The organism is Hydrocarboniphaga sp. (assembly GCF_028291725.1).
GTDB lineage: Bacteria > Pseudomonadota > Gammaproteobacteria > Nevskiales > Nevskiaceae > Hydrocarboniphaga.
Genome location: NZ_JAQGNT010000026.1, coordinates 97,846 through 115,731, shown reverse-complemented (window position 1 = coordinate 115,731; position 17,886 = coordinate 97,846). Strand labels below are relative to the sequence as shown.

Below are 17,886 nucleotides of genomic sequence, written 5' to 3'. Positions count from 1 at the left end.
TCGGACCGGACGGAGTCCGCGATCAGCTTAGAGTCCATGCATGACAGCGCCGCGACAACGCGGCGCTGGGCGCGGATCACTCGTCGTCCGCGGCGGCTCCAGCAAAGCTGCGATTGCTGTCGAAACGCCGTTCAGGCACGGGCGCCTGATAGCGCTTGTACGCGACCTTGACGCAATCCACGCCCAGCAGTTTGTGCAGCGCCTCCAGCACCGCCGGCTCGACGCGGACCCGCCAGTCGGCGGCGAAATCCAGCGTGGTTCGTGCACGCGGGTTCGCATATTCCACGGTCACGGCAGCGCCGCGGTCGCTCTTGTACGGGGTCAGCAGTTTGCGCAGCTCGGTGACTTCGCGCGCACTGCGGCGGAAGCTCAGAGTCAGCCGCGTCGCATAGTCGTTCATCAGCTGTGCCGGCGAATAGAACTCCGGGTTGTACAGCCGCGGCTCGGCCTCGCGGCCCTCCTTGCCCGGCGACAGACTGATCTCGGCGTTGACGAAGATCAGGCTGTCGAGCTTGACGAAGGTCTGGAAGCGCGCCCATTTGTCGGCGTCGATCCAGGTCGAGATCTGCGCGCTGCGGTCGTCCAGCGTGATCTTGTAGCTGGCACGGCTGAACTTGCCGTCGCCCTTGAAGAAGCGCAGGTCGGTGACCCAGGCACCGAACAGGCATTTGATCCGCGGCTGCCACTGCGCCTTGCCCTCGGCGTTGACCGGCGCCGGCTGCGCATGCAGGTGGATCAGCTCGCGCAGCGTGCCCGAGCAGACCGGGCTGATGACGTCCTGCCAGGCTTCGATCGGATGGCCGCTCAGATAGAAGCCCAGCGTCTCGCGCTCCTTGTCGAGCAGCTCGTGCGGCGACCAGTCGGGCAGGCTGGAAGCCTGGACCTGGTCCTGCACCGCGTTGCCGGCGTCGCCGAGCCCGAACATGTCGAAGATGCCGGAGCTGGCGCTCTGCGCGGCCTTTTCGGCCAGCTGCAGCGCCTTGGGCAGCGTCGCCATCAGCGAGGGGCGGTTCATGCCGAAGGCGTCGAGCGCACCCGAGCAGATCAGCGCCTCGAGCACGCGCTTGTTGGCGCGCTTGACATCGATGCGGCTGCAGAAGTCGAACAGGTCGATATACGGCCCGCGCGCTTCGCGCTCGGCGACGATGCCCTCGACCGCGCCCTCGCCCACCCCCTTGATCGCGCTCAGGCCATAGGCGATCTCGCCCGGCGCCGGCACCGTGAAACGCAGGTAGCTGCGGTTGATATGCGGTGGATGCACGATGAGTTTCATGCGCCGGCATTCGTCGAGCATGGTCACGACCGAATCGGTATGCGCCATTTCGCAGGACAGCACCGCGGCCATGAATTCCGCCGGGTAATGCGTCTTCAGCCAGGCGGTCTGGTAGCTGACCAGCGCGTAGGCGGCCGCGTGCGACTTGTTGAAGCCGTAGTTGGCGAACTTCTCCATCAGGTCGAATACCGCGGATGCGGTTTCGCCCGATACGCCGTTTTTCTCCGAGCCTTCGGTGAAGATCGCGCGCTGCTGCGCCATCTCGTCGGCTTTCTTCTTGCCCATTGCGCGGCGCAGCAGATCGGCGCCGCCGAGCGTGTAGCCGGCCAGGCGCTGCGACATCTGCATCACCTGTTCCTGGTAGACGAAGATGCCGTAGGTTGGCGACAGCACCGTCTCCATCGCCGGGTGCAAATATTCCACTGGTGAATCGCCGCGCTTGCGCGCGCAGTATTCGGGAATCAGCTCCATCGGTCCGGGCCGATACAGCGACACCAGCGCGATGATGTCCTCGAAAGTATCCGGCTTCAGATCGCGCGACGCCTTCTGCATGCCCGGCGATTCCATCTGGAACACGGCGGTGGTGTCGCCACTGGCGTACAGGCTGTAGGTCTTCGCGTCGTCGATCGGCAGCTTCAGGATCTCGAGTTTCTCGTTGCGCGATTTCTCGATGTTCTCGACCGCTTCCTGAATCACGGTCAGCGTCTTCAGACCAAGGAAGTCGAACTTGACCAGGCCGATCGCCTCCAGGTCCTTCATGTCGAACTGGGTGCGCATGCCGGTGCCGCCGGCTTCGCACAGCAGCGGCGCGAAGTCGGTCAGCGGCCGCGGCGCGATCACCACGCCGCCGGCGTGCACGCCGACGCCGCGGGTGATGCCTTCCAGCTCCAGCGCCAGATCGAGCACCGCGTGCACGTCCTCTTCGCCCTCGTAGGCGGCCTTGAGCTCCGGAATCTCTTCGACCGCGTCGGCCAGCGTCGCGCCGGGCGTGCCCGGGATCAGCTTGGCCAGCCGGTCGCCGAAACCATAGCCGTGGCCGAGCACGCGGGTGACGTCGCGAACCACGCCGCGCGCGGCCATCGTCGCGTAGGTGACGATCTGGCCGACGCGCTCGCGGCCGTATTTCTGGCCGACGTACTCGATCACCCGATCGCGATTGTCCATGCAGAAATCGATATCGAAGTCCGGCATCGACACGCGTTCCGGATTCAGGAAGCGCTCGAACAGCAGGTTATACGGCAGCGGATCGAGATCGGTGACGCCGATCGAATACGCGACCAGCGATCCGGCGCCGGAGCCGCGCCCGGGGCCGACCGGGCAGCCATTGGCCTTGGCCCACTGGATGAAATCCGCCACTACCAGGAAGTAACCCGGGAACTGCATCGTCTCGATGACGCCGAGTTCGTAGTCGAGCCGCGCGCGATATACCTCCTCGGCTGCATACGGCGTGATCTCGGAAAACCGTCGCGTCAGGCCTTCATGCGCCTGCAGCTTGAGCCAGGAATTGGTGTCGTGGCCTTCCGGCACCGGGTAATCCGGCAGGTAGTAGGTGCCGAATTGCAGCGACAGCGTGCAGCGCCGCGCGATCTGCAGCGTGTTCTCGACCGCCTCGGGCAGATCCGCGAACAGCTCGCACATTTCCTCGGAGCTTTTGATGTACTGCTCTTCGGTGTAGTCGCGCGGCCGCTTGTCGTCGTTGATGACGCGGCCCTGGGCGATGCAGACGCGCGCCTCGTGCGCGGCGAAATCCTTGCGCTCGATGAAGCGCACGTCGTTGGTCGCCACCAGCGGCAGCTCGCGGTGCCGCGACAGCGCCACCGCGGCGGTGACCCAGGACTCGTCGCCGGGCCGCTGGCAGCGCGAAATCTCCAGGTACAGCCGGCCCGGATACAGCAGCTTCAGCTCGTTGAGCGAGGCCAGCGCGGCATCGACGTTGTCGGCCGCGGCGGCGCGGAACGCACCGCCGTCGCGCCCGGTCAGCGCGATCAGGCCTTCGCTGGTCTCGGCCAGCCACGCACGTTCCAGCAGCGGCGTTCCGCGGCTCTGCCCCTCGGTATAGCCGCGCGACAGCAGCCGGGTGAGGTTTCGATAGCCGATGTCGTTCTGCACCAGCAGGGTCAGGCGCTCGTGGCCGTCGCCCTTGGAGCGCTCGGCCAGCCAGACGTCGGCGCCGACAATCGCCTTGATGCCAGCCGATTCGGCGGCCTTGTAGACCTTGACCATCGCGAACAGATTCATCCGGTCGGTCAGCGCCACCGCCGGCTGGCGATGCGCGGCGACCGCCTGGGTCAGCGTGCCGCCGCTGCCGCCGCCTTTGCGCTTGGGCGGCTCGACCCGGACGATGGAATCGGTCAGCGAGTATTCGGTGTGCAGACGCAGGTGAACGAAGCCGCTCATGGCTCGACCAGCTTGCGGCAGGGACCGAAACCCATGCGGTGCACGGGGCTGGCGCCGAGTGCACTCAGCGCCGCCAGATGCTGCGGTGTGCCATAGCCCTTGTGCCGGGCGAAGCCGTAGCCCGGATATTCGGCGTCCAGCCTGAGCATCTCCCGGTCGCGCGCGACTTTGGCGAGTATCGACGCGGCCATGATCGCCTCGTGAATACCGTCACCACCGATCACCGCTTCGGCTGCGCAAGGCAGACGCCGCGGCAGGCAGTTGCCGTCGATCAGGCATAGCAGCGGCGCCGGCTGCAACGCTTCGACCGCGCGCTGCATCGCCAGCATCGAGGCATGCAGGATATTCAGGCTCTCGATCTCGCCAAGTTCGGCGCGGGCGATAGCGAATGCGCGAGCGCGGTTCTGAATCCTGTCGAACAGACGCTCGCGCTCGATCGGCTTAAGTTTTTTGGAATCGTCCAGGCCATTGATGCCGTGGCCCGGTTCCAGAATCACCGCCGCCGCGTAAACCGGCCCTGCCAGGCAGCCGCGGCCAGCCTCGTCGACGCCGGCGACCAGCGGGACGGTCAGCGAGACAGTGTAGGAGGACAGGGGAATTCGGCGTTTCATCGGCCCGCCGATTTTAGGCGCTGGCGCCGTGCATGACAGCCTTGACAGCCGGTTTTTTCAGATTCACTGCCGTAGGTCGGCAATCCCTTGCCGACATGAGGCCTCGATTGCGCATCCCAGAGTACACGTCGGCAAGGGATTGCCGACCTACGCGTGACGGAGTTGCGAAGCCCAGCTGCGTTCAAGCCCCGCGCCGGTTGCGCAAAAGATCAGTGATTGCCTCGGCCGCCGCGGCACCGGCGTCGCGGCGCAGTTCGGCGCGTACCGCGTCGAACTGGTCCAGCTGCCGCTGCCGGCACGCGTGGTCGCGCAGCAGCGGCAGCAGGGCTTCGCCGATGCGCTCGGGCGTCGCGGCACTCTGCAGCAACTCGGTGACCGCGGGCTTTGCGCTGAGCAGGTTGGGCAGGCTGACGTATTGCGTCTTCAGCAAGCCGGCTTTCAGCATCAGCCAGGCCGTCACCGGCGAACCCTTGTAGGCAACGACCATCGCGCGGCCCAGCAGCAGGCATTCCAGCGTCGCCGTGCCGGAGGCGACCAGCACCACATCCGCGGCGCGCATCGCGTCGCGGGACTGGCCGTCGAGCAGGGTCCAGTCCAGTTGCGGCGCATGGCGGGCGATAGCGCGGGCGAAGCGCTCGCGCAGCGCCGGTTTTGCGATCGGCGTAACGAAGCGCAGCCCCGGCACCCGTACGCGCAGCCAGGCCGCGGCCTTGACGAAAGGCTCGGACAGATAGTCGATTTCGCTGCCGCGGCTGCCGGGCAACACCGCGAGCACCGGACCCTCGGCTCTCATCGCCAGCGCGATCCGCGCCTGCGCGGACGTCACCGATGCGTCGAGTTCATTGGCTAGCGGATGGCCGATGTAGCGCGCCTGAAAAGCACGGCGCGGCGCGGCGTCGGCCTCGGTTTTCTGCAGCGCCTGGCGCTCGATTTCCTGAGCATAGAACGGCGGTTCGAATGGGAACAGACAAAGCAGCAGATCGACTGCGCGGACGATCCCTCGCACCCGGCCGCGGCGCCAGGCCCAGACCGTCGGGCTGACCAGGTGCACGGTGCGCAAACCGCGTTCGCGCAGGCGGCGCTCCAGGCCCAGATTGAAATCCGGCGCATCGATGCCGATCACCAGGTCGGGCCGGCCCTGATTCGCGATATGCCTGACCAGCTCGGCACGCAGCTGGAACAACCGCGGCAAGGCGGGCAACACTTCGGCGAGGCCCATCACCGACAGGATTTCGATCGACGCGATCGCCTCGCATCCGGCTTCGATCATGCGCGGCCCGGCGACGCCATAGAAACGCGCGCCGGGATGCAGCTTGCGCAGGGATCTGATCAGTGCGGCGCCCAGAAGATCGCCGGAGAGTTCACCGGCGATCAGCGCAAAAACCGGGGGGCGCAGTACCGACGACGACGGCCCGATCAAAGCTGGATCACCGCTGCAGGGGACGTTTGCCGCCGGCGGCGATGAAGCGGTTCATCAGAGCGACGCTGGCCGAGTTTTGCGCCAGCACCGGCAACTCGGCCTTGACCTCGGACATGACTTTGCCGGAGCGATAGATCAGCTTGTAGGCATCTTCGATCGCGTCGATTTCGGCAGCCGCGAAACCGCGGCGGCGCAGGCCTTCCTTGTTGATGCTGCGTGGCGAGGCCGGATTGCCCTGCACCATCACAAACGGCGGGATGTCGCCCGATACGCCAGCCGAAAAGGCCGTGAACGCATGCGCGCCGATACGGCAGAACTGGTAGACCAGCGTATAGCCGCCGAGTATCACCCAATCCTGAATCTCGACATGGCCGGCGAGGCTGGCATTGTTCGAAAAGATGGTGTCGCTGCCGACCACACAGTCGTGCGCGATATGGCAGTAATTCATGATCAGGTTGCGATCGCCGAGGCGGGTTTCGCCGTGCTTGGTGTCGTACTCCTTCATCGTGCCGCGCTGGATCGTGACGAACTCGCGGATCACGTTGCCGTCGCCGATGACGACGCTGGTCGGCTCGTCTTGCCTGGCGGTCTTGTCCTGCGACACTTCACCCAGGCTGGTGAATTGGAAGATCTGGTTGTCGCGGCCGATCTTCATCGGCCCGGCCAGCACCGCGTGCGGGCCAATCACGGTGTTTTCGCCGACGCTGACGTGCTCGCCGATGACGCTGTACGGCCCGACCCGCACCGATGGGTGCAGCTGCGCCCTGGCGCTGACGATCGCCGTCGGGTGGATCAGCGGCTCGCTCATTCGATACCGGGAGTCGGAGCGCGGTTGGTGCCCTTGAGCATGCACAGCATCTCGGCTTCGCAGGCAAGCTCGTCACCGACCATTGCCTTGGTGGTGAACTTCCACAGATCGCGCTTGTGCTTGTCCAGCCTCGCGTGCAGCAGCACCTGGTCGCCAGGGATCACCGGGCGCTTGAAGCGCGCGTTGTCGATGCCGGCGAAGTAAATGATCATACCGTTGTCCGGCCGCAGCCCCGATTTCAAGGCCGCGAGGATGCCGCTGACCTGAGCCAGCGCCTCCAGCATCAGCACGCCAGGCATCGTCGGCAAGGTCGGAAAGTGACCGACGAAGAACGGCTCGTTGTAGGTGACGTTCTTGATGCCGACGATACTGACACCAGGCTCGTGACTGATGATGCGATCGACCAACAGAAAAGGATACCGATGGGGCAACAGCCCCATGATGTCGCGGATGTCAAAGTTGATCTTGTCCATCGTCGCCGTCATCTTGCCCCTTTATCCCTATTTTCTGTTCGACGCTGCGCACGCGCTCTTCGAGCTTCCCCAGCCGGCGCACGCGCGCAACTGATTTACGCCATTCCCTGGCGGGCGCGATCGGCAGGCCCGATCCGTAAACGCCCTTTTCGAGCAGCGAAGTCGTCACCATCGCCCGACCCAGGATAACCACGTCGTCGGCAATCTCGATATGCCCGTTGATGCCGACAGCCCCGCCGATCATACAGCGGGCGCCCACCGTGGTACTGCCCGCAATTCCCGTGCAGGCGGCGATCGCGGTGTGCTCGCCGATACGGCAGTTGTGCGCGATCATGATCAGATTGTCCAGCCGCACGCCGTTGGCGATCAAGGTGTCGTCGATCGCGCCACGATCGATGGTCGTGTTGGCGCCGATCTCGACGTCGTCGCCGATCAGCACACTGCCGAGCTGCGGCACTTCTTCCCAGCCGGCTGGCCCCATCACGTTGCCGAAGCCGCGCGAGCCGATCACGGCTCCAGGCTGAATCTGGCAGCGCAGGCCCAGATGCACGCCGCGATGGATATACACCCGCGCTTCCAGCCGCGCGCCCGCACCGAGCACGGCGCCGACTCCGACGATGCAGGCCGGGCCGATATAGCTGCCGTCGCCGATCTGCGCGCCGGATTCGATCACCGCCTGGGCGGCGATATGCACACCCTGCCCGATCACCGCATCGGCAGCGACAACCGCAGTCGGATGCACGCCCGGCACAAAATCGCGATTGACATCGAACAGCCGCGCAATCTGTGCGAACGCGCGATAAGGGTCCTTTGCGACCAGCCCGTTGCCAGCCAAATCCGCCACGTCGCGGCGGCCGACCACGACCGCGCCGGCGCGGGTCTGCGCCAGCGCGGAACGATAACGGGGATTGGCGAGAAAACCGATGCGGCCAGGCTCGCCGGGAGCGAGTGTGCAGACGCCGGTGATCAGAGCGGCGGGATCACCGGCGACTTCGAGGCCGAAACGCTGCGCGAGCTCGCCCAGCGAGTAACTCATGGTGCTGTCGGCAACAGCGCCCAGCTTACTTGCCGGTACCGGCGGACAGGCGCTTCAGCACATCGTCGGTGATGTCGATCGCCGGCGTTGCATAGACCGGGTCCTGCACGACGACGTCGACGCCCTTTTCCTTGGCGACGGCTTCGATCACGGCCTTGATCTTGCCCATCATGCTTTCGGTAAGTTCCTTGTCGCGCTTCTGGAAGTCTTCACCGAACTGGCGCTGCTTGTAGTCGAAGTCGATCTTGCGCGTGTTCAGATCCTTCTCGGTCTTGGAACGCGCATCGGCGCTCATCACGTCCTGCTCGCGCTTGAACTTCTGCAGGTCTTCGCCGAGCTTCTTGGCTTCGGCCTCGAGGTCGCTCTTGCGCTTGTCGAACTCCGACTTCATCTGCGTCTGGCCAGCCTTGAACTGTGGCGAGTTCTGGACCAGCTCGGCGGCGCGGATCGTGGCGATCTTGCCCTGGGCCTGAGCAGTGGCGGAACCCGCGGCGAGCATCAAGCCGGCGGCGAGCACAGAGGCGATCAGCTTGGAAACAGTATGCATAGCGGTCAGGAATACTCTAGTGGTTAGTTGTGCTTGTTGGGGAGCAGTGTAAGGCGGCGACGGGCGAAGAGCGACTTAGAAGCCGGTGCCGAAGGTGATCTGGAAGCGCTTGGTCTCGTCAGTCGGGACATCGTTCAGCGGCCACGCATAACTCAACTCCAGCAGGCCGAGGAACGGCGTGAACCATTGGAACGCAACACCGGTCGAGGTTCTCAACTCGCCCAGATCCACGTCGCGCGGCGCAGCATAGACCTGACCGATGTCGTAGAAAAGGCTCATTCGCGTCGATTTCTGGTCAGTCTCGACCGGCAGCGGAATGATCAGCTCGTTCTGCACCGTAGCGCGAACCTTGCCGCCCAGCGGGTTATTGAACGGATGGTCGCGTGGGCCCAGCGTACCGTCGTCGTAGCCGCGCACGGTGCGTGCGCCGCCGGCAAACAGGTACTCGTACGGCGGAACTTCGCTCTTCTTGCCGCTGCCGTAATCGTCGACCACGCCGACATTGGCGGTAGACGTGAACACGAACTTGTAGGGCAGGCCGACGTACTGTTCACCGTGGTAGGTCGCGCTGTAGTAGTTCAGATCGCTGCCGGGCACGCTGGCGTCGACGAAGAACTGGTGCAGCGAGCCGCGCGTGGCGAAGAAGGTCTTGTTGCGCGTGTCACGGGCGATACCGGTACGCAACTGGTAGGTGTCGAAGCGCGAACCGTTGTCGAGCATGAACTGCAGCACTTCGTCCGACGTCTGGTTCGGGAACGCCTCCAGCGCGGTTTCCTCGATACCGAAGCCGGCGCGCAGGCTGGTGTATTCCGACAGCGGGATGCCGTAAGTCAGGTTGAAACCGATGATGTTCGAGTTGAAGCCCGAGCTGAAACGGATCACCGACTCGGACTTGCGGTAGAAAATCGACGCGGTCTGGCTGATGCCGTCGGCCGTGAAGTAGGGGTCGGTCCAACTCAGGTTAAGGACTTTCGAAATCTGGCTGCGGTTGGCTTCCAGGCTGACACGGTTACCGGTACCCAGGAAATTGGTGTGCGTCAGGCTGCCGGTGACCAGGAAGCCGGCCGAGCCGGAATAACCGATGCCGAACTGCACCGAACCCGGCGCACGCTCCTTGATCTTGAAGTTGACATCCACCAGATCGTCGGTACCCGGCACCGGCTGCGTGTCGACTTCGGCTTCCTCGACGAACGGCAGGCGCGCCAGGCGCACACGCGAGCGCTCGACCGAGCTTTTGGAGAACGGCGCGGCTTCGAGCTGGCGCATTTCGCGACGCAGCGTCTCGTCGTGGGTGTCGCCGTGGCCGGTGAAATTCACGCGGCGCACGTAGGTACGCTTGCCCGGCTGGACCACGTAATTCAGCGCGACTTCGCGCTTGTCCTCGTCGACTTCCGGCAGCGGCGTGACCTTGGCGAAGGCGTAGCCGATATCGGACAGCGCGGCTTCGATGCGGTCCGAACTTTCGGTGGCCTGCTTGCGCGAGAACGTATCGCCCGCCTTGGTCGACAGCAGCTTGGCGAGGAAATCGACCTGCAGGATCGTGTCACCCGAAAAACGCGCGCTGCTGACCTTGTAGATCTGGCCTTCTTCGACGTTGGCCGTGATGTAGATGTCTTTCTTGTCCGGCGACAGCTGCACCTGCACCGAATCGATATTGGCCTTCAGATAGCCGCGGTCCTGGTAGTAGGACGTCAGCGATTCGAGATCGCCGACCAGCTGCTGCTTGGAGTAGCGATCGGTCTTCTGGAACGGCATCCAGGTGGTGCGCTTGAGCTTGAACGCCTCGAGCAGTTCCTCTTTCGTGAACGCATGGTTGCCGATCAGGTTGATGTCCTTGATCTTGGTGACCTTGCCCTCGATGACCTTGATCTCGAGGTTGACGCGGTTGTTCGGCTCCTGCTTGACCTGGGTATCGATCTGCACGTCGTAGTAGCCGTTCGCGAAGTACTGGCGCTGTAGCTCCTGGCCGACCTGTTCGAGCAGGTCGCGCTTGAACAGCTCGCCTTCGGCAAGCCCGGCATCGGTCAGCGATTTCTTCAGATCGTCACCGCCGATCTTGTCGTTGCCGTCGATCTTGAAGCCCGAAATCGCCGGGCGCTCCTTGACCCGGATCACCAGCGTCTCGCCGTCGCGCTCCAGACTGACGTCCTCGAACAGTCCGGAGCCATACAAGGCGCGCATCGCCTGGCGCGAGGTCTGGTCGTTGACCTGATCTCCGACCGACAGCGGCAGATACGTCAGCACCGTGCCGATCTCGAGGCGCTGCAGGCCTTCGGCGCGGATCTCCTTGATCGTGAACGGCGTGAAGGCAAAAGCTGCGGGCAGCCACATCGCGGCGGCAGCGCCGGCAATCAGCTTGAGCTTGAAACGCGGTTTCTTAGCGCCCATTTTTTGGGTCTTTACCCTAAATCAAGAATCAATCAACGCGTCAGATCAGACGCATGATGTCGTTATAGAACGCCAGCACCATCAGCGTGCCGATGAAGGCAAAACCCAGGTACTGACTCGCCGCCATGGCCCGCTCAGACAACGGACGGCCCTGGACCCCTTCGATTGCAAACAACAGCAGATGCCCGCCGTCCAGAACCGGCACCGGCAACAGATTCAAAACGCCGAGGCTCACACTGACGATCGCCATGAAGCTCAGGAAAGATACCAACCCGATCCGGGCGGAATCTCCGGCCACCTGTGCAATCTGTATCGGACCGCTGACGTTCTTCACCGACACGTCGCCGATCACCATTCGCCCCAGCATGCGCAAGGTCAGCCAACTCATGCGCCACGTCTGTTCGGCCGCGGCTGGAATCGCTGCCAAGCCGTCGAGCCGGCGTTCGGCGCGCAAATCCTGCCACAAGTCGGGGGGCGTCGCCACGCCGGAGCCCAGACGCCCGTAAGCTTTACCTTCGGTTTGCGAGCTCTCCAGCACCACGCTGCGCTTGCTGCGCTCGCCAGCGCGTTCGATTTCCATTTCGACGATCGCGCCCGGATGCGCTTTTACCCAGCTCACCAGCTCGCTCGGGCTGCGGATCGCGTCGCCATTCATCGCCAGAACACGGTCGCCTTCAAGCAGGCCGGCCGATTCTGCCGGGCTACCCTTCTGCACCTGGGTCAGTACCGGGGGCGCCATCGGCTCGTAGGGCGACAGGCCCAGATCGTCGAACAACACTTCGGGATCGACACGCACCTTGGATACATCCAGTGACACTTCGCGCGGCACTCCGCCCTTGGGCAGCACCGTCATCTGCAGATTCCCGCCGTCGAGTACGTGCTCGATCAGATCAGTGCCGAGCACCGCCCAGGTCTGCACGGCCTCGCCTTCGATCGCGACGATCTCGTCGCCCGCCTGCAAGCCGGCCACCGCAGCGGCGCTGCCCGGCGGCGGCGCCGCAATCAGCGGCTTCAGGCCCTCGGTGCCGATCACGAACACCAGCCAGTACAGCGCGATCGCCAGCATGAAATTGAAGATCGGCCCGGCGGCCACGATCGCCATGCGCTTGGCGACGCTTTGATTGTTGAACGCGAGATGGCGCTCGTGCGGCGCGACCGGGCCCTCGCGCTCGTCGAGCATCTTGACGTAGCCGCCGATCGGCAGTGGCGCGATCGACCACTCGACGCCGTCGCGGGTTACAAAAGTCTTGAATGGAGTACCCCAGCCGAGCGAAAAGCGCAGCACTTTGACGCCCATGCGCCGCGCGACCCAGTAGTGGCCGAACTCATGGAAACAAACCAGCACGGAAATCGCGACGATGAAGCCGGCAACCGACCACACGATGTCAGGCATGTACGCGGGCACCCTCGACGGCGGTAATGGTGGTGACGGAGAACCGCTGCAACTCGCGCCGGCACCAGTCGCGCGCCCAGGCATCGACAGCCAGCACGGCTTCCAGGTCGTCTGCTGCGTTGGCGTGCACGCCGAGGCCGGCGTCGACACAGGCTGCGATCATTTGCGGTATCTGGTTGAGGCCGATCTGGCCGTTCAGGAACCGTTCGACCGCGATCTCGTTCGCAGCGTTCAATAAATTTGGAGCATGGCCGCCGGCCCGCAGCGCGGCCCGGGCCAGACCCAGGCACGGGAAGCGTTCCAGGTCGGGCGAGGCGAAGCGGAACTGGCCCAGCGCGGCCAGATCCAGGCCACCGACGCCCGACTCCCAGCGCTCCGGCCAGGCCAGCGCATGAGCGATCGGCACGCGCATGTCGGGCTGGCCGAGCTGAGCGAGCAGCGAGCCGTCGACATACTCGACCAGCGAGTGGATCACGCTCTCCGGATGGATCACGACGTCGAGCTGCGCGTCGGTTACGCCATACAGCACCGAGGCCTCCATCAGCTCCAGGCCCTTGTTCATCAGGGTTGCCGAGTCCACCGAGATCTTCGGGCCCATGCTCCAGTTCGGATGGCGCACCGCCTCGGCTGGCGTCGCCGTGGCGATGCGCTCGGCGCTCCATTCGCGGAACGGCCCACCGGAGGCGGTCAGCAGCAGCTTGCGCACGCCGACTGGCGGCTGGCCGCAGCGATATTGCGGCGGCAGGCATTGGAAGATCGCGTTGTGTTCGCTGTCGATCGGCAGGATGCAGGCGCCGCTGCGCAGGGCCTCGCGCATCAGCAGGCGGCCGGCCATCACCAGCGGCTCCTTGTTCGCGATCAGCGTCTGCTTGCCGGCCCGCACCGCGGCGAGTGTCGGCAGCAGGCCAGCCGCGCCGACGATCGCCGACATCACGATGTCGGCCTCGCTGGCGCCGGCGACCTCGCTCAGCGCGCTGGCGCCGGCCAGAACTTCGCAGGGAATATTTTCGGCGGCGAGCGCCGCGCGCAGCCGCTTTGCGGCCGCTTCATCGACCAGCGCCGCGATGCTCGGCCGGTGCAGCCGGCACAGCTCGAGCAAGCCATCGGCGTCGCGCGCCGCAGTCAGCGCGTGGATCTGCAGCCGTTGCGGATGCCGCGCGGCCACGTCGAGCGTACTGCGTCCGACACTGCCGGTGGCGCCGAGCACGACGAGCTTGCGCATCAGAGCTTCAGCAGAAACAGGCCGAGCGCCATCAACGGCGCGGCGGCGAGCAGGCTGTCGGTGCGGTCCAGGATGCCGCCGTGGCCCGGCAATATTGTGCCGCTGTCCTTCACGCCGGCGGCTCGCTTGAACATGCTTTCGCTGAGGTCGCCGAGGATCGAGATCGCGGCGACCAGCAGCGACAGCGCCACGAACGCGGCCAAGCGACCCAGCGGTGCATAGACGCCGCCGAAGAACACCGCAACCCCGCAGGTCAAGGCCCAGACCGCGCACAACAGCAAACCGCCGATCGCGCCCTCCACCGACTTGCCGGGCGATACCGATGGCGCCAGCTTGCGCCGGCCGAATTTGCGGCCCGCGAAATAGGCGCCGGTGTCTGCCGCAAAGATCAGGAAAAACATGTACAGCAGGCGCAGCGGGCCGCTGTGAACGTCGGTGATGGCGCCGCCCGAATGCAGCACCGCCAGCGCCAGGATCGTCGGCGCGATCAGCAGCTGACCGATCAGCGCCATGGCTGCCGTGCCCGGCGCGCGCGATGCGAAGCTGGCCGGATAAGTGCGCACCAGCGCTGCGGCGTAACACCACCACATCATCGACGCCACGCAAAGCCAGAACCAGTGAATGCGAAACACCCAGGCCATCGTCAGCAGGACCGCGGTCAGCAGCACGTAGCCGCAGCGCGCAGCGCTGGGCAGCTGCATCAGTGCCGACCACTCCCAGGCGATCAGCAGGCCGGCGCCGGCGAATACCAGGTACAGCCAGGCGGTCGGCAGAAACCACACCGCCGCGAGCAGCAAGGGCAGCAGAACAAGGGCGGTGATCACGCGCTGCATCAGCATCGACGATCCTCGTTCAGCTGCGCTTCGCGCAAGCACCGTGTCGGCGCGCTCATGCCTGTTCCGCGACGCGGCCGAAGCGGCGCTCGCGATCAGCAAACCAGCTTAGTGCAGCCGAGAATTCCGTGTCGCCGAATTCCGGCCACAGCGTGTCGCAGAAATACAGCTCGGTGTAAGCCAGCTGCCACAGCAGGAAGTTGCTGATCCGCGATTCGCCGCCAGTGCGGATCAGCAGATCCGGCGACGGGATGCCGGACGTGTCCAATTGGGCTTCAAGCGCCTCGGCGGTGATCTCGCGCCCGGCGGCGGCCACGCGCCGGGCCGCCTGCACGATGTCCCACTGCCCGCCGTAGCCGACTGCGACCTGCAACTGCAATCCGGTGTTGGTCGCGGTCAATTCGACAGCCTTGTCCATCTGCTCGCGCAACTCGGCGGAGAAATCGCCGTGGTCGCCGATGAAGCGCAAACGCACGCTGTTCTTGTGCAGCGACTGAGCCTCGCGCACCAGGGTGCTGACGAACAGTTTCATCAGCAGCCGGACTTCGAGTTCGGGGCGCTTCCAGTTCTCCTGGCTGAAGGCGAACACGGTCAGATACCGGACGCCGGCCTTGTGCGCGGCGCGAAGGATCTTGCGCGCCGACTTGACGCCGGCGCGATGGCCGAACGCGCGCGGCTGCATACGCTGTTTCGCCCAGCGGCCGTTGCCGTCCATGATCACCGCAACATGGGCGGGCACTTTCTCGGCCGGGATTTTCGGAGGAAGCTGGGTCACTTAGGGGTCTGTTGGTGCGGACCTGCAATGCGCGGCGCGCATTAGGGCCTGTTGACATTGAATCGATCGCTGCGCTGGCCCCAAAGCGGGCGCAGTGCAAGGATCGACCGACGCGGTGTACTTGACGTACACAAGGAGGGAGAGACGCCGCAATGCGCCCGCTTTGGGGCCAGCCCGAAGGGTTGCCGCCAAAAAGACGGCCATGCCGCGTTGCTCGTCGTCACCATAGTCACACTATGCCTCCTCCTCGCGCCTTGCCTGGCCGTCTCTTTGGCGGCAACACAGCGATCGATTCAATGTCAACAGGCCCTACATCGACATCAGTTCCTTTTCTTTGAGCGCCGCGGCTTCGTCGATCTTGGCGACGAACTGGTCGGTGAGCTTCTGGATGTCGGCTTCGCCGCGCTTTTCCTCGTCGGCGCTGATCAGCTTGTCCTTGATCAGATCCTTGATGTCCTGGTTGGCGTCGCGGCGCACCGCGCGAATGCCGACCTTGGCCTGCTCGGCCTCACCCTTGACGACCTTGACCAGGTCCTTGCGGCGCTGTTCGGTCAGCGGCGGCATGATGATGCGGATAATCGTGCCGGCGGTGTTCGGGTTCAGGCCCAGATCCGACTTCAGGATCGCCTTCTCGATCGGCCCGATCATATTCTTGTCCCAGGCGGTGATCGAGATCGTGCGCGCATCTTCGACGGTAATCTGCGCGGCCTGCGACAGCGGCACCTCGGAGCCGTAGTACTCGACCGTTAGATGATCCAGCAGTGCGGTGCTGGCGCGGCCGGTGCGGATCTTGGTAAGGGCACTCTTCAGCGAGTCGATGCTTTTCTGCATGCGATCGCCGGCTTCTTTCTTGATTTCGTTCAGCATGTCTGCTTGCTCCTGAGGCTTGAGTCTGGACGCCCGGACTTAAACGTGCACGCGGGTGCCGATGGTCTCGTCACCGCAGACGATACTCATCAGCGCGCCCGGACGATCCATGTCGTACACGCGCAGTTTCATCCTGTTGTCGCGGCACAGCACCATCGCAGTCTGGTCCATCACGCCGAGCCGCTGGTCCAGCGCCTCGTCGTAGGTCAGCTCGCTATAGCGCGTCGCGTTCCGGTCTTTCTTCGGATCGGCGGTGTAGATGCCGTCGACCTTGGTCGCTTTCAGAATCAGGTCGACGTTCATCTCCACCGCGCGCAGTGCCGCCGCGGAATCGGTGGTGAAAAACGGGTTACCGGTACCAGCCGCAAACACCACCACACGGCCCTTCTCGAGGTGGCGCACCGCGCGGCGGCGGATGTAGTCCTCGCAGACTTCATTGATCCGGATTGCCGACTGTACGCGCGCCTGCAGACCGACCCGCTCGACCGCGTCCTGGATCGCCAGCGCGTTGATGACCGTGGCCAGCATGCCCATGTGGTCGCCGGTGACCCGGTCCATGCCGGCGCGAGCCAGGCCTTCGCCACGGAAGATGTTGCCGCCGCCGACCACCAGCGCGACCTGAACGCCCAGATCCATCACCGCCTTGAGCTCCTGCGCCAGAAAACCCATCACGTCCGGCGCGATGCCAAAGTCCATGCGGCCCATCAGCGCTTCGCCGGAGAGCTTGAGCAGGATGCGACGGTAAGCTGGCGTAGCGGGCATAGGCGTGTTCTTCAAGGCGTGGGTTTCTTATTATCGACCTTATTCGGCAGAAGGCCCCGTTTCCGGGGCCTTCTGTATCCGTCTGATCTGCTGACAGTTTAGCTCAGCAAGGGTTCAGACCTGACTGGCCGCAGCGACCTCAGCCGCGAAATCAACCTGCTTCTTTTCAATACCTTCGCCTACCGCCAGACGCACGAAGCGCGCCACGCCGGCATTCTTGGACTTGAGCAGCTTTTCCACGGTTTGGCTGTCGTCCTTGACAAATTTCTGCCCCAGAAGCGTGACCTCTTCCAGGAACTTGCGCAGGTTGCCGTCGATCTTCTTGGGCAGGAACTCCGGCTTGGTCGCCGCCTTGCCGTTGGCCACCGCTTCTTCGTCTTCCTTGGCCACCTTTGCTTCGATGATCTTGCGCTCGGCATCGATCACCTCGGCCGGAACAGCGGAGGCGTCCAGGTAGCGCGGGCTAGAGGCGGCGACGTGCATCGCGATGTCCTTGGCCAGCTCGATATCGCCGGCCGACATCGCGACGACCACGCCGATTCGCGAGCCGTGCAGGTACTGGGCGAGCGCGCCGCCGGACTTCTCGACGACTTCAAAGCGGCGGATCGTGGTGTTCTCGCCGGCCTTGGCGACGAACACGCGGCGCATCTCCTCTAACGTCTGTTCGCCTTCTTTGAGCGTCAGCAGCGCTTCCAGCGTCGCCGGGCGATGCTTCAGCGCAAGCCTGGCCGCGGTTTCGCCGAGCGCCTTGAAGTCCTCGCCCTTGGAAACGAAGTCGGTTTCGCAGTTCACTTCGACCAGCGCGATCGCCTGGTCGTTGCTGGCGGTGGCGATGATGCCTTCGGCAGCGGTGCGGCCGCCCTTCTTGTCGGCCTTGGCCATGCCGTCGATGCGCAGCTTTTCGGCCGCTTTTTCGACATCGCCGCCGACCGCGTCGAGGGCCTTCTTGCAATCGCCCATGCCGGCGCCGGTGCGGTCGCGCAGTTCCTTGACGAGTGCGGCAGTGACGGGAATGGTGGGGGTGCTCATGATGTCGTCCTCAACGATTCGGAACCCCGCGCGCAAGTGCGCACAGGGGCTC

15 protein-coding genes are annotated in these 17,886 nt (G+C 64.6%); all 15 read right to left on the bottom strand.

The window, feature by feature from the left end; genetic code table 11:
- Positions 1-76 precede the first annotated feature (76 nt).
- Positions 77-3,670, bottom strand: a complete 3,594-nt coding sequence (dnaE, locus tag JWQ90_RS07245) for a DNA polymerase III subunit alpha (protein ID WP_299691393.1) — start codon at positions 3,668-3,670, stop codon at positions 77-79.
- Positions 3,667-4,281 carry a ribonuclease HII gene (locus tag JWQ90_RS07240; protein WP_299691390.1) on the bottom strand — a complete coding sequence of 205 codons (615 nt, stop codon included), beginning with the start codon at positions 4,279-4,281 and terminating at the stop codon, positions 3,667-3,669. The genes dnaE and JWQ90_RS07240 overlap by 4 nt, the downstream gene beginning before the upstream one ends.
- A 181-nt stretch (positions 4,282-4,462) precedes the next feature.
- Complete coding sequence (gene lpxB, locus JWQ90_RS07235; RefSeq protein ID WP_299691387.1) at positions 4,463-5,701, bottom strand: lipid-A-disaccharide synthase; 1,239 nt, start codon at positions 5,699-5,701, stop codon at positions 4,463-4,465.
- A gap of 7 nt (positions 5,702-5,708) precedes the next feature.
- Positions 5,709-6,509, bottom strand: coding sequence for an acyl-ACP--UDP-N-acetylglucosamine O-acyltransferase (gene lpxA / locus JWQ90_RS07230; RefSeq protein WP_299691384.1), 801 nt, complete (start codon positions 6,507-6,509; stop codon positions 5,709-5,711).
- On the bottom strand, positions 6,506-6,982 hold the full coding sequence (gene fabZ, locus JWQ90_RS07225; protein WP_366919459.1) for a 3-hydroxyacyl-ACP dehydratase FabZ: 477 nt from the start codon (positions 6,980-6,982) through the stop codon (positions 6,506-6,508). Before fabZ ends, lpxA begins: the two co-directional genes overlap by 4 nt.
- Positions 6,963-8,018: a UDP-3-O-(3-hydroxymyristoyl)glucosamine N-acyltransferase gene (gene lpxD, locus JWQ90_RS07220; protein WP_299691378.1), complete on the bottom strand. Its 1,056-nt coding sequence runs from the start codon at positions 8,016-8,018 to the stop codon at positions 6,963-6,965. The genes fabZ and lpxD overlap by 20 nt, the downstream gene beginning before the upstream one ends.
- A gap of 25 nt (positions 8,019-8,043) precedes the next feature.
- A complete protein-coding gene (locus JWQ90_RS07215; RefSeq protein ID WP_299691375.1) occupies positions 8,044-8,565 on the bottom strand; it encodes an OmpH family outer membrane protein in 522 nt (173 codons plus the stop codon).
- Between the two features lie 75 nt (positions 8,566-8,640).
- Entirely contained in the window at positions 8,641-10,953 is a 2,313-nt protein-coding gene (gene bamA / locus JWQ90_RS07210; RefSeq protein ID WP_299691372.1) for an outer membrane protein assembly factor BamA, read from the bottom strand.
- Positions 10,954-10,993: 40 nt separating this feature from the next.
- Entirely contained in the window at positions 10,994-12,346 is a 1,353-nt protein-coding gene (gene rseP, locus JWQ90_RS07205; protein WP_299691369.1) for an RIP metalloprotease RseP, read from the bottom strand.
- Positions 12,339-13,568, bottom strand: a complete 1,230-nt coding sequence (locus tag JWQ90_RS07200) for a 1-deoxy-D-xylulose-5-phosphate reductoisomerase (protein WP_299691366.1) — start codon at positions 13,566-13,568, stop codon at positions 12,339-12,341. Before JWQ90_RS07200 ends, rseP begins: the two co-directional genes overlap by 8 nt.
- A complete protein-coding gene (locus tag JWQ90_RS07195) occupies positions 13,568-14,407 on the bottom strand; it encodes a phosphatidate cytidylyltransferase (RefSeq protein WP_299691363.1) in 840 nt (279 codons plus the stop codon). Before JWQ90_RS07195 ends, JWQ90_RS07200 begins: the two co-directional genes overlap by 1 nt.
- Before the next feature lie 49 nt (positions 14,408-14,456).
- Complete coding sequence (gene uppS, locus JWQ90_RS07190) at positions 14,457-15,176, bottom strand: polyprenyl diphosphate synthase (protein WP_299691360.1); 720 nt, start codon at positions 15,174-15,176, stop codon at positions 14,457-14,459.
- A 309-nt stretch (positions 15,177-15,485) separates the two neighbouring features.
- Positions 15,486-16,043 carry a ribosome recycling factor gene (frr, locus tag JWQ90_RS07185; protein WP_299691358.1) on the bottom strand — a complete coding sequence of 186 codons (558 nt, stop codon included), beginning with the start codon at positions 16,041-16,043 and terminating at the stop codon, positions 15,486-15,488.
- 39 nt (positions 16,044-16,082) lie between these two features.
- Positions 16,083-16,805, bottom strand: coding sequence for a UMP kinase (gene pyrH, locus JWQ90_RS07180; protein ID WP_299691355.1), 723 nt, complete (start codon positions 16,803-16,805; stop codon positions 16,083-16,085).
- 114 nt (positions 16,806-16,919) lie between these two features.
- The gene (tsf, locus tag JWQ90_RS07175) at positions 16,920-17,834 is read right to left on the bottom strand and encodes a translation elongation factor Ts (protein WP_299691352.1); all 915 of its coding nucleotides are present in this window, start codon (positions 17,832-17,834) and stop codon (positions 16,920-16,922) included.
- Positions 17,835-17,886: the final 52 nt, after the last annotated feature.

Coding starts and splice junctions, on each gene's coding strand:
- dnaE (WP_299691393.1), bottom strand. CDS start 3,670: ATGAGCGGCTTCGTTCACCTGCGTCTGCACACCGAATACTCGCTGACC.
- JWQ90_RS07240 (WP_299691390.1), bottom strand. CDS start 4,281: ATGAAACGCCGAATTCCCCTGTCCTCCTACACTGTCTCGCTGACCGTC.
- lpxA (WP_299691384.1), bottom strand. CDS start 6,509: ATGAGCGAGCCGCTGATCCACCCGACGGCGATCGTCAGCGCCAGGGCG.
- fabZ (WP_366919459.1), bottom strand. CDS start 6,982: ATGGACAAGATCAACTTTGACATCCGCGACATCATGGGGCTGTTGCCC.
- lpxD (WP_299691378.1), bottom strand. CDS start 8,018: ATGAGTTACTCGCTGGGCGAGCTCGCGCAGCGTTTCGGCCTCGAAGTC.
- JWQ90_RS07215 (WP_299691375.1), bottom strand. CDS start 8,565: ATGCATACTGTTTCCAAGCTGATCGCCTCTGTGCTCGCCGCCGGCTTG.
- bamA (WP_299691372.1), bottom strand. CDS start 10,953: ATGGGCGCTAAGAAACCGCGTTTCAAGCTCAAGCTGATTGCCGGCGCT.
- rseP (WP_299691369.1), bottom strand. CDS start 12,346: ATGCCTGACATCGTGTGGTCGGTTGCCGGCTTCATCGTCGCGATTTCC.
- JWQ90_RS07200 (WP_299691366.1), bottom strand. CDS start 13,568: ATGCGCAAGCTCGTCGTGCTCGGCGCCACCGGCAGTGTCGGACGCAGT.
- JWQ90_RS07195 (WP_299691363.1), bottom strand. CDS start 14,407: ATGCTGATGCAGCGCGTGATCACCGCCCTTGTTCTGCTGCCCTTGCTG.
- frr (WP_299691358.1), bottom strand. CDS start 16,043: ATGCTGAACGAAATCAAGAAAGAAGCCGGCGATCGCATGCAGAAAAGC.
- pyrH (WP_299691355.1), bottom strand. CDS start 16,805: ATGCCCGCTACGCCAGCTTACCGTCGCATCCTGCTCAAGCTCTCCGGC.
- tsf (WP_299691352.1), bottom strand. CDS start 17,834: ATGAGCACCCCCACCATTCCCGTCACTGCCGCACTCGTCAAGGAACTG.